Origin of the sequence: Sporosarcina sp. P26b, from assembly GCF_002743245.1 — a bacterium.
GTDB lineage: Bacteria > Bacillota > Bacilli > Bacillales_A > Planococcaceae > Sporosarcina > Sporosarcina ureae_C.
This window is the reverse complement of record NZ_PDYW01000008.1, coordinates 78,705-91,393: the sequence shown is the minus strand read 5'-3', so window position 1 is coordinate 91,393 and position 12,689 is coordinate 78,705. Positions and strand designations below refer to the sequence as shown.

At 42.2% G+C, this 12,689-nt stretch carries 14 protein-coding genes; 4 read left to right on the top strand and 10 right to left on the bottom strand.

Going from position 1 to position 12,689, the window contains the following annotated elements; all coding sequences use genetic code 11:
* Window positions 1-97 precede the first annotated feature (97 nt).
* From CSV69_RS09910 to CSV69_RS09890, 5 genes are all read right to left on the bottom strand, one after another.
* Complete coding sequence (locus CSV69_RS09910) at window positions 98-526, bottom strand: YugN family protein (protein WP_085427601.1); 429 nt, start codon at window positions 524-526, stop codon at window positions 98-100.
* 187 nt (window positions 527-713) lie between these two features.
* The gene (mnmH, locus tag CSV69_RS09905; protein ID WP_099693309.1) at window positions 714-1,748 is read right to left on the bottom strand and encodes a tRNA 2-selenouridine(34) synthase MnmH; all 1,035 of its coding nucleotides are present in this window, start codon (window positions 1,746-1,748) and stop codon (window positions 714-716) included.
* 21 nt (window positions 1,749-1,769) lie between these two features.
* A complete protein-coding gene (gene selD, locus CSV69_RS09900; protein ID WP_085427603.1) occupies window positions 1,770-2,816 on the bottom strand; it encodes a selenide, water dikinase SelD in 1,047 nt (348 codons plus the stop codon).
* Between the two features lie 139 nt (window positions 2,817-2,955).
* Window positions 2,956-3,612, bottom strand: coding sequence for a GNAT family N-acetyltransferase (locus CSV69_RS09895; RefSeq protein ID WP_099693308.1), 657 nt, complete (start codon window positions 3,610-3,612; stop codon window positions 2,956-2,958).
* Window positions 3,609-4,721 (bottom strand): mandelate racemase/muconate lactonizing enzyme family protein, encoded by a 1,113-nt coding sequence (locus CSV69_RS09890; protein ID WP_099693307.1) that lies wholly within the window; start codon window positions 4,719-4,721, stop codon window positions 3,609-3,611. Before CSV69_RS09890 ends, CSV69_RS09895 begins: the two co-directional genes overlap by 4 nt.
* An 88-nt stretch (window positions 4,722-4,809) precedes the next feature.
* On the opposite strand from CSV69_RS09890, the gene CSV69_RS09885 reads away from it, so the two are divergent.
* A complete protein-coding gene (locus CSV69_RS09885; RefSeq protein ID WP_085427606.1) occupies window positions 4,810-6,048 on the top strand; it encodes an HTH domain-containing protein in 1,239 nt (412 codons plus the stop codon).
* Window positions 6,049-6,092: 44 nt separating this feature from the next.
* Here the strand turns inward: CSV69_RS09885 and nhaC are convergent, their stop codons facing one another.
* Window positions 6,093-7,541 carry a Na+/H+ antiporter NhaC gene (nhaC, locus tag CSV69_RS09880; protein ID WP_085427607.1) on the bottom strand — a complete coding sequence of 483 codons (1,449 nt, stop codon included), beginning with the start codon at window positions 7,539-7,541 and terminating at the stop codon, window positions 6,093-6,095.
* Window positions 7,542-7,744: 203 nt separating this feature from the next.
* Between nhaC and CSV69_RS09875 the strand changes: the two genes are divergently transcribed.
* Window positions 7,745-8,596 (top strand): dimethylarginine dimethylaminohydrolase family protein, encoded by an 852-nt coding sequence (locus CSV69_RS09875; protein WP_369823288.1) that lies wholly within the window; start codon window positions 7,745-7,747, stop codon window positions 8,594-8,596.
* A 58-nt stretch (window positions 8,597-8,654) separates the two neighbouring features.
* Here CSV69_RS09875 and CSV69_RS09870 read toward each other — a convergent pair whose 3' ends face one another.
* The 4 genes from CSV69_RS09870 to CSV69_RS09855 all read right to left on the bottom strand — a co-directional run bounded on the left by CSV69_RS09870 (window position 8,655) and on the right by CSV69_RS09855 (window position 11,356).
* Complete coding sequence (locus CSV69_RS09870; protein ID WP_143560821.1) at window positions 8,655-9,233, bottom strand: hypothetical protein; 579 nt, start codon at window positions 9,231-9,233, stop codon at window positions 8,655-8,657.
* 128 nt (window positions 9,234-9,361) lie between these two features.
* Window positions 9,362-10,114, bottom strand: a complete 753-nt coding sequence (locus CSV69_RS09865; RefSeq protein WP_099693306.1) for a hypothetical protein — start codon at window positions 10,112-10,114, stop codon at window positions 9,362-9,364.
* Window positions 10,086-10,994, bottom strand: a complete 909-nt coding sequence (locus CSV69_RS09860) for an ATP-binding cassette domain-containing protein (protein ID WP_198166139.1) — start codon at window positions 10,992-10,994, stop codon at window positions 10,086-10,088. The genes CSV69_RS09865 and CSV69_RS09860 overlap by 29 nt, the downstream gene beginning before the upstream one ends.
* Window positions 10,994-11,356, bottom strand: coding sequence for a GntR family transcriptional regulator (locus CSV69_RS09855; RefSeq protein WP_198166270.1), 363 nt, complete (start codon window positions 11,354-11,356; stop codon window positions 10,994-10,996). Before CSV69_RS09855 ends, CSV69_RS09860 begins: the two co-directional genes overlap by 1 nt.
* Before the next feature lie 221 nt (window positions 11,357-11,577).
* Between CSV69_RS09855 and CSV69_RS09850 the strand changes: the two genes are divergently transcribed.
* Window positions 11,578-11,910, top strand: a complete 333-nt coding sequence (locus CSV69_RS09850; RefSeq protein WP_085427613.1) for a DUF5658 family protein — start codon at window positions 11,578-11,580, stop codon at window positions 11,908-11,910.
* A 118-nt stretch (window positions 11,911-12,028) separates the two neighbouring features.
* Window positions 12,029-12,649 carry an MOSC domain-containing protein gene (locus tag CSV69_RS09845; protein WP_085429037.1) on the top strand — a complete coding sequence of 207 codons (621 nt, stop codon included), beginning with the start codon at window positions 12,029-12,031 and terminating at the stop codon, window positions 12,647-12,649.
* The last annotated feature ends 40 nt before the right edge of the window (window positions 12,650-12,689 follow it).

Sequence of the window (12,689 nt, the reverse complement as noted above, 5' to 3'; positions counted from 1 at the left end):
CACCTAGACAAGTAGACGGCGAGAATTTATCTGAATATAAAAACAAGCAAGTCCAGGTGTAATGGACTTGCTTGTTTTGTTCTACTATTGCTTAAGATTAAATAAACGGTGCAATAAAAGTAGGATGATCAGAGAATTGTGCTATACGCTTTTCCCCTTCATGTACCCACTTTTCATCGTATACAATTGGACCGTCTTTGTCTTCAGGTGTTTGGAACTGATCGAGACCGACAGCTGCTAGAACCGGGCTATCATCGTCGTCTAATCCAATATTGACTACATGATTGATGATAAATGGCACGTCGAATTCGATCATGGCACTATCTTCATCGAGTTCACCGTCGATCACATGGAAAGGTATTCGCAAGTAGATGGTATCACTGCCGTCCTGATTCAGGATGGAGTCGAAGTTTCCTCTGTCGAAGTCCCAATTTCCACCCATTTGAATGTCATGTTCTGCGAGAATTTTAGTTGCATCTCCAAATAGTGATTTCTTTCCTGGTAGATTTGTTTTTAGTTCGATCATGGCTTGTCCTCTTTTCTATGTCAGTTTTTCTTGTTGTTTGTCTAGTTGATAGTAGTTTTAAGAATACCCTAGTTAGCTGTTTGGCAAACTTCTAAAGGTAGTTGATCTTTAAAAGAAATAGAGGGATGGAGTCGTCGTTTTTACACAAAAGAAAAGACTACCAAATACATAGGCAGTCTACTTTCTTTTATTTCATTAATTCCTGATACCGTCGCAAGCATTCTTCATACGCTTCTTGTACGGTTTCGGCTTGGATGACGTCTTCACCGGTTGTAGCAAAACGGGCCACGGAATGTTCGTATTGTGGGTCGTAGTAGTGGATCAGTAGTTGCTCCACGGCTTGTGCAAAGCGTCCGTTTTCTAAATCTTCTTGGATCTGTGCGGTGATTGGTTGGTGGATCCGTTTTCGAATTCGAGCAAATGCTTCTAAGAATAGTTCCGGTTGTTTTTCGGGTTCGTATTCGGAGAGGATTTCTTCTACACGTACTTTGACCGGTAGTTGAATGATCCATTGAGGACTCTGCTCTTTTTTCTTAAACAGTAGTTCAGGCATATGCACTTGGCCTATGCGTTTGCTTTCGCCTTCGATGAAGATGAATGGTTCATTCGCATACTTTACTAGTTTATCTGCAATTAGTAATTCGAATTTCTTCTGATTGTTCGGTTGCACACCGATCTGTCCGAATATCGAACCGCGATGACCTGCCATTCCTTCTAAATCGATGACCGGACAACCGTCTTCCATCAGCTTGTGAAGAATCTTCGTCTTGCCGCTGCCAGTATAGCCGTTAAGTACAAGTAATTTAGGTGTGATAGGTTCTTGCAGTCGCGCAATAACCCACTGACGATACGTATGTATTCCGCCACTGATCCGACTTGAGCGGATTCCCATTAATTCAAGCACGGTCATTGCCGTTTTGCTTCGCATGCCGCCACGCCAGCAAAATACGGTAATCTGTGCATCAATCTTCCTGAATTCGTCAATGAAGTCAGGCAACTTCTTGGAGAAAATAGCTAGTCCATGATCCATTGCTGCTTCTTTGCCTACTTGTTTATAAAGCGTTCCTACTTCTGCACGTTCTTCATTTGTAAAGATTGGAATGTTGATACTACCTGGAATAGTAGCTTCTTCATACTCTTTAGGCGTACGCACATCGACTAAAGTTTGTGAATGATTTTTTTGCAAGTCGAGTGCTTCCGCCAATGTAATGTCTCGTACCATGTGATTCCCCATCTCCTTGATTTACTGCACGATAATTCGACCGCTATGTTCATCGGTCACTTCCCCAATAATATGCGCATCGACTCCAGCTTCGCGTAATTGTGCATGCAGACGATCTGCTTCATCTCCTGCAACTGCTACAAGCAATCCACCAGAAGTTACCGCGTCACATAAAATCCATCTACCGACTTGATCCAATGATTCGGGGTATTCAACGATGTCCTCTATATGAGCAAAGTTGTTTTTCGTACCGCCTGGGACTGAGCCCGCTTCTGCCAGTTCTCTTGTACGCGGCAAAACAGGTACTTTCTCGTTATCAATACGTAAACAAACGCCACTACCTGTTGCCATTTCAGAAGCATGTCCAAGTAAACCGAAGCCTGTTACGTCTGTCGCAGCATGAATACTATATTCATCCATCACTTCTGACGCTGTTTTATTGAGTGTCGTCATCACTTTTGTCACGTGAATTTCCTCTTCTTCAGACAATAATCCGTTTTTCAAGGAAGTGGTCATGATTCCTACACCAATTGGTTTTGTTAGAATCAAACGATCTCCAGGCTTAGCACCAGCGTTTGTACGGATCTTGTCGGGATGCACCGTTCCAGTTACTTGCATACCGAATTTTGGTTCCTGATCATCAATTGAATGTCCGCCAACTAGTACTGCACCAGCTTCTTTCAATTTGTCTGCGGCTCCACGCAAGATTTCCGTTAGAATATTGCGATCGAGTGTATGAATGGGAAAGGCTACGATATTCAATGCTGTGATAGGTGTTCCACCCATTGCGTAGACGTCACTGATTGCATTCGCCGCTGCCACTTGTCCAAAATCATACGGATCATTGACAATTGGCGTGAAGAAATCAAGTGTCTGCACAATAGCAGTCGTGTCATTTATTTTATAAACACCGGCGTCGTCGCTCGTATCCAGTCCGACTAGTAAGTTGGGATCCGTTAGGCCAGGGGGCAATGTGCGTAGAACTTCAGCCAAATCAGCAGGCCCTATTTTACACCCACACCCTCCTTTTGAAGATAATGAAGTAAGTTTTATAGAAGAGTTTCGCATTACAGGTATCAACCTTTCAATTTGTAGTCCCTTAATTTTACCATAGAGTTTGTATTCTAGAGTTGTTGAACACTTGAAATTCCTATTGACACACAAAGAGGCTGAGCGTAAATCGCACAGCCTCACTTAATTCATTTTATTACTTTACATAAAGTACTTGCCATTCATTATCATGTTTCTCTATACGCGTTCCTGTCCAACCAGTCAATAACAATTGCTGTTGTCGTTCGATATCCTGCATAGGAACTGCTTGCTGTTCGGACGTAGCTTCTTTGAAAGGCTTCTGCAAATCTCTGAATAAAATATAGCGTAGTTTATTGCCGTACTTAACTTGTAGTGCTTTGATTTGTAAATCAAGTGCAAATTTATCCTTTAAGCTCGGTATATTAAATGGTGCAACGGTTGTACAAATATAGCGATAATGCTCACTCTCGATGTGCTCCAATAGCCATTTGCCGAGAATCGTCTGTAATCCATGACCTCTAAAGGCTGGATCCACACAGGTGATTTCTGAGTACAGTACACTTGTCATTTCGTTTTGCGCTACACCTACGTCGATTCCTAAATGCTCGTCATCTTCACCAGGATCCAGCATAGCTCGGAACGCAATGAGGCGATCATCGACGTAGGCACCTGCCATCATGCCGTTACCGTGTAAAATATATAAAAATTCTTCTTCCGTTAGTGGTTGTAAGAATTCGGGTTGCTCGAGTACTGCCATGACCTGTTCTTGCAAAGCCAAAACTTCAGGTAGTTGATCTTCTGTAAGCAGTGAAAGTGAAGATTGTAACGTCATAGGGCCACCTTTTCTTTACGTACCGTCAATTCCTCTAGAGTTTGCTCGTCTACGTCAATTCCTAGCCCGGATTTTTCATTGAGTTCAATAAACGGTACGTCATAGCGGAGATTGCCGACATCTTTGCTGAATTTCAATGGTCCAGTCAATTCTACGCTTGTCATCGCTTTTTGTGAGAAAGCTACATGGAAACCTGCTGCAGAGCCAATGGATGACTCTACCATTGAGCCAACCTGACATTCGATTCCAGCCATTTCCGCCATATGTGCAAGTTTCATAGCGGGATACATGCCTCCGCATTTCATGAGCTTGATATTCACTTTATCGGCTGCACGTTTTGCGATAATCTCACGCATATCACGCATACCGCGTAGTCCTTCATCTACCATTAGAGGCGTTGCAGTTTTCGATTTGATTTCTACCATCGCATCGATATCATCCGCTTTCACAGGTTGCTCGAGCCAGTCTAGTTCACAACTTTCCAATTGCTTCATCGCCTGTAATGTCGTCGCACTGTTGCTCCATCCTTGATTGACGTCAACACGAATTGCAATATCCTTACCTACACGCTCACGTACTGCTTGAATACGCTTGACGTCTTCCGTTGCGTTGGTACCTACCTTCATCTTCAATGAGCCATAGCCCGCTTCTACACGTTCTGCGGCTTCTTGTGCCATATGTTCAGGAGACGCGATACTTAACACATGCGTAATCGGAAACTTCTCATGATAGCGTCCACCGAGAAGATTATAGGCTGGGATACTATATGCTTTTCCTACTACATCAAAACAAGCTATGTCCAGTGCAGCTTTTGCAGTAGGTACACCGTAGATTGCTTGATCCATTATTTCATGAATTCTACCAAAGCAGCTCGGATCTTCTCCAAGTAAAATAGGGGCGAGCGTGTGTTGGAGTACAGCAAATGTACCTTCCCAACTTTCTCCTGTTACATGGTCGTCCGCCACTGCTTCACCGTAGCCGACATGTCCGGTATCTGTCGTCATTTTCACGATAATAGATGGCATGTCATCGTAAGACGCGTAGCTAATCACAAATGGTTCGTGGAGAGGCAATCTAATCGCGAATATTTCAATTTCAGTTATTTTCATTATGTATTCTTCCTTTCCTATTTGCATTCTTTCATTCGTATTGTATGATTGTCGTTAAATAGTCGTTAATGAAAGAGGAGGTATCTATATGAAGGTTACCATTGCATTGATTGGGTCACAAGAGTTTTGCCAACAAGCGGAAACTATTGTGTTGCCTCAAAACATCCGCATCGATTGTTATCAATACCGTAATCCTTCAGAAGCACCGAGTTTGCTCGACACGATGAAGCCTTGTCATGCGATTCTGTTTTCTGGATCCTTGCCATATGAGGCATCTGAGCATGTTCTTAAGACCATCTCCGTTCCTGTACTTTATCTTCAACAAAATGAACATACTATCGCTGTTACATTATTATACCTTGCTTCAGAAAAGAATTTAGCAATTTACGATATTTCTATCGATATAAAAGATCGTTCCCATATCGAACATATTTTGCGTGACCTCGACACTTTATCGCCCAGTAAGAAACCCGCTATACATGAATTGCAGAGGAACAGTGATTTACAAGCGATTGTAAACTTTCACGTGGAACACTTCAGAAGCGGGCAATCTAAAATGGCAGTGACCAGTGTGCATGCCGTCTATGACCAACTAAAAGCAGCAGGGATTCCCGCTTTTCGTATGCTCGATCCCGTCAGTAATACTTTACGTGCACTTGAACAAGCTGCACACCAAGCAAGTCTTGAAAGAAGTAAAGCAACTAAAATCGCAGTCGGATTATTGAAAGTACATAATAAGAAGAAATTTTCTCATGAAACAGTAGTGAAACTAGCTAATTACTTACAGGCAAAGTGGTCGGAAAGTGAAGGTTTCTACTACTTCTATACTTCGCTAGGTACTGTGGAGTTCGTGTTGGCACTGGAATCATTCGTTCTCTTTATCAACTCTATACCCGAAGCTTCTTTATCTTTTGGATTGGGTCAAACTATTGTAGAAGCTAGCGACAATGCATGGAGTGCGCTGCAACTCGGTTCAAATGAAGGTATTTTCATGCTAGATGAACATAAACAGCTTCACGGGCCGTTGCCTTCTACAAACATCTCCATCGCCATGAAGCTCGAAGAACCAAAGTTACTAGCAATTAGCAAGAAGACTACTCTCAGTCCTGCAGTCATTTCCAAGATCATTCAGTTCAATCAATTCAGACAATCCACTTCTTTTACTGCACATGATCTCGCCGGGTATTTAGCCGTTTCAAGAAGAACCGCAGAACGGACGATCAAGAAACTGATGGATCATCAATTCATACAGGCAGTTGGTGAAGAAATGACATATTCGCAAGGCCGCCCCCGTGCTCTATATGAAATGAAACTCCCCCACCCCTAACGAAAGAAAAGCCGTAGAAATAATCTCGGCTTTTCTTTTTTATATTATTCCAACTGCACTTCTGGCTCTAACCGTGCCTCTTGCTCATCCATCTCTACGATTTCTTCCGATGTCATTTTTACAATGCTGAAGCCGGTTAATGCATACACAATCGACAACAACGGAACCGCGAAATTCAAAATAGCATACGGACCATATTCTACAACACTGACACCAAGTGTACCGAATATAAACACACCACATGTATTCCACGGAATGAATACGGAAGTCAGAGTTCCACCGTCCTCAAGCGCACGCGACAGGTTCTTGGAGCTTAATCCCATGTCTTTATAGGTTTTACTAAACATTCTAGAAGGCACTACAATCGAAACGTATTGCTCTGAACACGTAGCGTTGGTTAGAACACACGCACCGATCGTCGAAATAATCAATGATGACGTAGATTTCACGACTTTCAACAATTGTTTCATGATTGCACGTAGCATTCCGGAATACTCAAGGATTCCACCAAACGTCATCGCCACAATCGTCATGGAAACGGTATACATCATACTATCGAGTCCACCGCCATTGAATAAATTATCAACTAATTTATTACCTGTTTCAATAGCAAATCCGCTCTGTAAAGCATGAAGAGCGTCTGCAAACGTCCCGCCCTGAATAGTGATGTGCGAAATGAATCCTAACACAATACCGATAATTAATGCAGGAACCGCAGGAATCTTTAACGCGACCATTACAATGACTGCTAACGGAACGAGCAATAGCCAGGGTGAAATAATAAAGCTTTCTTGCATGACTTGCGATGTTTTCGCAATCGATGATAATTCTGCTTCACCCGATCCAAACTTTCTTCCCAAGAAGGTAAACACAGCCAATGCGATGAGTAAACCAGGAATCGTCGTATACAACATATGCTTAATATGATCGAATAAATCTGTCCCTGTCAGCCCTGCTGCAAGGTTCGTCGTATCCGAAAGAGGTGACATTTTATCACCAAAATACGCACCTGAAATAACAGCACCCGCGACCATGCCTGCTGGAATTCCCATACTTAACCCGATGCCCATACCTGCCACACCGATCGTTGCCATCGTGGACCACGAACTACCGATTGCCAACGAAACAAGCGCACAAATTAACGCAATGGCAACTAGGAACCAAGATGGTGTAATGATCTTCAATCCGTAGAAAATCATTGTAGCGACGATGCCGCCACCCATCCACGAACCAATCACTAATCCAACGAGCATAATGATAATGACGGCAGGAAGTGCTAAACGAATGCCTTTGTACATCATTTCTTCAATCTCTTTCCAGGAATAACCGTAACGCCAAGCGACGAGTGCCGCAATAGAAGTACCTACTATTAACGGCATATGTGGTCCTTGCTCTAGCTTTACCACGGTGATCAGCATCACTACAATCATCAATACTAGTGGCAGTACAGCCCACCAAAAACCTATCTCTCTTTTTTCTCTTTTCGCTTCCATAATTCACCCCACCCATCTTCTGATAATTCCGAAATGTCGTTATATAGTCGTTTAATCTATAGTAAGCGTTTTCTGAATTACTTGTCAATGCAAAATTTGTAAGCGTTTTCCGAAGTCACGAACTCTTCATATAGAATACGTTTATAGTACTTTGATAACGGGAATACTATAAAGTACTTTCACGAATGGGAGGCGCGCTGCCATTGACAGCTAATGTCCAAAAAACAGAAATGATAAAATGTATTACGGAATACGATACGTTACGCAGAGTCATTTTGTGCCCGCCAGAGTTTATGGCAATTGACGAAGTGATTAACGAAGTACAGAAAAAGTATGAAGACGAAAATATTGATAAAGCCCGTGCGATGAAACAACATGCGGAATTCGAGAAATTACTAAAAGAAAATGGAGTGGAAGTCATCACACTTCCTACTTCTGAAAAATATCCGGAACAAGTCTTCACGCGGGATATCGGTTTCACAATCGGTAATGAAGTATTCATAGCCGATTTGGCCGCAAATATTCGAAAAGGTGAAGAGATCACGCTAAAAGAATGGCTGATCGCACAAGACATCCCCTATCAGTCCGCGACGGATCGAATGGAAGGCGGCGACATCATTGTCGACCGCGATACGATCTACATCGGCATCAGTAGCCGCACATCCGAGGAAGCAGTCAGCAAACTAGAAGAAAAACTGCCCGATCATTACATCAAGCGAATTCCATTTGACGGGCGCTACTTGCACTTGGACTGTGTATTCAATCTCCTGTCTTCAGGAAAGGCTCTCTACTTCCCCGCAGCATTTGATCAAGACACGATCGATCAATTAGCCGCGTCGTACGAACTAATTGAAGTCGCTGAAGATGAACAATTCTCGCTTGGTACGAACGTACTTTCAATAGGCAATAATAAAGTATTCAGTTTGCCTCAAAACAAAAAAGTGAATAAAGATTTACGCGCACATGGTTTCGAAGTCATTGAAGTCGACTTCTCTGAAATCATTAAATCAGGCGGTTCGTTCAGATGTTGTTCCATGCCGGTAGAACGCGGATAAAGTGAAAGACTGAAGCCCATCCCACATAATGTTCGTGGTGATTAGGCTTCAGTCTTTTTCATTCCAGTAGGTCTATATAGTAATTTTGGTCATCGTCTAACTCAGGTATATCGATCTCAATTGATTCTGGAATCAACAAATGAACCGTCATAACACCCGATACAGTACCAGAGGAATATCCAGAGGTCTTTTCGCCAGTAAACTGATTCAAGATGTTTGAGTCATGATAAAACGTATATTCCAAATGGTTTTTAGGTTGTTTCGGAATAGACATGGACTTGCTATCCCAGACAGGTAGATTGATTTTGAGTTGATCGGATAAATCGTAATACATATTCTCTTCATCATTGAACGTGGCTATCAATTCGGGAGAATAGACTGTTTCTTCTATTATCCGACTAGTACTCGGTGTACGCTTGATCAGAACATACGCACCGGAGAAAGAAGGAATAGAAAATTCCCCCTTCACTTCATGCGACCGTTTTGCTAATACTAGGTGATCAGGAATTGGTAACTCTTCTACAATCGCACTATATAGATCAAATCCCACTTCGTTTTCCATTGCTTCAGGAAGATTAACACCCTTTACTTTTCGTTCCATCGTTTCCGCTACGCCAAGTCCAATTATCAGCAACACTAGGTATCCAATAATAAACTTCCAATGAAAGGATCTTTTTATCCGTACGCGTCCCATATTCCTTGTTACCAGTATAATCGTCAATATTCCTAGAAGAAGGACTATAGGTACTAGTATAGTAAGAAGCATCAAGGGTTCCTCACCTCCAAGCGGTTTGTGACGAAGAAGCTAATAGCAAACAGAACAGCAACGGTCCCTACTATCTTCACTGTGAATAATAGAATCGATGTTTCCCCATAGAAGAAATACAGCAATCCATTGTTCTCATTGCCTGCTATACCAAATGTGCTTTGCGTGAATGCATACCACATCACTCCAAACAGCGCGACAAACATTTTGCTCCATTGGATAAGTGATCCGAGCGTATACCCAACCAGCATAAGCAATAGCGTATAAGCCGTCATAGCAAAAATACGTGAAAAGAAATCCAGTGGTGAAGATAGTAATCCCGACGTTTCAATAATCATATTATCTTGGAACATCGCCACAATCTTCATCACCGACCCTAGTAAAACGGTCGTCACACCGCCGAGTAACGCGGCAGTACAGAAGAAGTAGAAATTAGCTAGTTGAAACGTCAAACGATTGGTCACAAACGAAAAGGATTCATTTCGCTGCGCCGCAGACGTCAACAGGAAACCGACTATGAATGCCCAGAATAGTGTGAGTCCTACTTGGCTGTCGTTCGATATGGAAGTGAAGTTGAAGGAAATCGGCTCTCCCCAATCGTTCGTGTAGGTTGATGTAAATGCACCGCTGATAAATACAGTAGCTAAAATCTGCAATATAATCAGCATCGTAAAAATTGTGCCATTGGCATTCAGTTTGAATAAAAACTGTCGTGTGGCAAGTTCATTCATACTCCATTGCGTCGAATACATCATCTACACCTCCTCTCGTCTGACCTGTCATAGCAAGATACGCTTCACTTGCCGAAACGGCCGACACACGGATTCCAGCCTGCTTTAATTCCGTTAGTTCTGCTTTCGTATGTTCATTGTCAACTATCCATTCTGTTAACGGACCTGTTGAAGTTCGATGGATTACGGCATATTGATTCGCATACTGCTTCAATACGTTTTCTTTCCCTTGGAACTTGATGAACTTCTCTTGTAGTTCGGTTATGGAACTATGAAATGCAATGCCTTTTCCTTCGATCAATAAAATGTCTTCCAGCAAGTCTTCCATCTCTTCCATATGATGACTCGATAACAAAATGGTTCTTGGGTGCGCCAAATAATCTTTTAATAATGCTCGGTAGAAATCACTGCGGGCTCCGGCATCCATTCCTGTAATCGGTTCATCAAACATCGTCAATGGACAACGTGCTGCGATCCCGACGATTGCATTGAATGTGCTACGTTTTCCTTTAGACAGTACGCGATGGTTCAATGTTAACGGCAGCCTGAAATATTTAAGTAGACGCTCAGCGAGTTCGCCGTCCCAGTTTTCGTAGAAGCGATTAAACTCCAAAAGTAAGTCTTCTAGCGTCATCGCGTCGGGAAAGCCCATCATGTCGTCAACAAATATCATGTTTGCAGAAACGGAAAGGCTATTAAAGGGACGCTCGCCAAACACACGTAATTCCCCACCCGACTCTTTGATGAAGCCTGCAATCATCTTCATGAGTGTTGTCTTCCCTACACCGTTGCGCCCTATTAGGCCTGTAATGGTATTTTCGCGAATCTCCAAATTCAATTGATCCAATATCGTAGTAGAACGATACCGTTTTGTTACGTTTTCCAGAGTAATGACCGGCATCACGATCTCTCCTTTCGCTCTGCTTGAATTAATTCGATAAGTTGTTCATCTTGCAAACCGAGTAACGCAGCTTCATTCAGCAGCTCTTGTACTAACCGCCGCAATGTTCCGTCTTTTCGTTTCGTTAGCAGTTTATTGCGTGCATCTGCGGAGACAAATGTACCGAGTCCCCGTTTTTTATAAATAAGTTCCGCATCCAGCAAAATTGTCAACCCCTTCCCCGCAGTCGCAGGATTAATGTTGAATAGCTCTGCCAACTGATACTGCGAGTACACTTTATCGTCCGCTTGTAACGTACCATCAATAATTTCCGTCTCTAACCATTCTGCAATTTGTATATAAATCGGCTTTTCTCCATCCATGTTGATCAAGAGCTTCACCACCTTTAGGTTACCCAGTACATTACTGTTATAATGTACTATACTCGTTTTTATAGTCGTTTGCAAATGAATATAAAAAAATGCAAGGCTCAAGACCTTGCATCCCAAAGTACAAAAATATTGGCAAACAGCAATATCAATGCATAAAAGCTTCATTTTCTGCACATGCTAGCTATTTATACTGTATGTAAGGAGAGGATGAAATGAATACAGTAAAAGATTTTCCTATTCAGCAAAATAGATTATTGAATGCAGGCTTTCTATTAGTTTGCTTATGTTTATTAGACGCCGTTTTCACTGATTATGGTCTGCGACTTGGTTATATAGAGGAAGCCAATCTGCTAGTAGCGTTTATGTATGATCAAAGTATTGCTTTATTTTATATAGTGAAATTGGGCTTACCTTTACTTCTTTTATATATTGTGGCGATTCGTGCATCAGGTATAATTGTACGGATTTCGCTAACAACTGCATTGTTTCTTTATATTACGGTGCTATTCGTTCATATATTCTGGCTGATCGTGGTCGCAATCTAACAGGTGGATAATCACCCCTTCTATACATCGTATTTGTTGTATACTACTTGTATCAATACGCGGAAAGAAGGGGTTATGATTGAACAATGCACGAACATTGCAAGCGCTATCAATCGGGATGCCACGGTCATTAAAAACGGTGGATGGAAAAGACTTTGTGAGCGCCATTTGTAAACAGGCTACGGATGAAGCATTTCTTTCAGTGGACGGTTTCAAAGGAGACGGGATTGCGGATACGAAGCATCATGGTGGGCCTGACCGTGCAGTCTGTATGTATTCAGAAGAACACTACGCTCTTTGGGAGAAACAGTTTTCTTGTACATTGTCCCCTTCTACATTTGGAGAAAATCTCACAGTAGGTGGAATGCTTGAGGATAAAGTATGTATAGGGGATATCTATCAAGTGGGAGATGCGGTCATCCAAGTGACACAAGGTCGGGTTCCTTGTAGCACAATCAGTCAGCGGACAGGTTTGCCTGGTCTGATGAAAGAGATGATTAAAACTGGACTTACAGGCTATTTATGTCGTGTCGTTGAAGAAGGAATGGTTCATTCAAATTCTACAATTACGTTGTTGCAACGCGATCCAAACAACGTGTCAATTCTTTACGCTAACGAAGTATACTTTCAACGTCCAAAAGATCAGGACGGGTTAAAACGAATTTTAGCTGTCGATGCGCTAGCTGACGAGTGGAAAGACATGCTAATGAAACGTTTGGAAAAATTACAGACTACTTAAAAAGAACGGACCACACGAATTGTGGTTCGTTCTTTTTCTA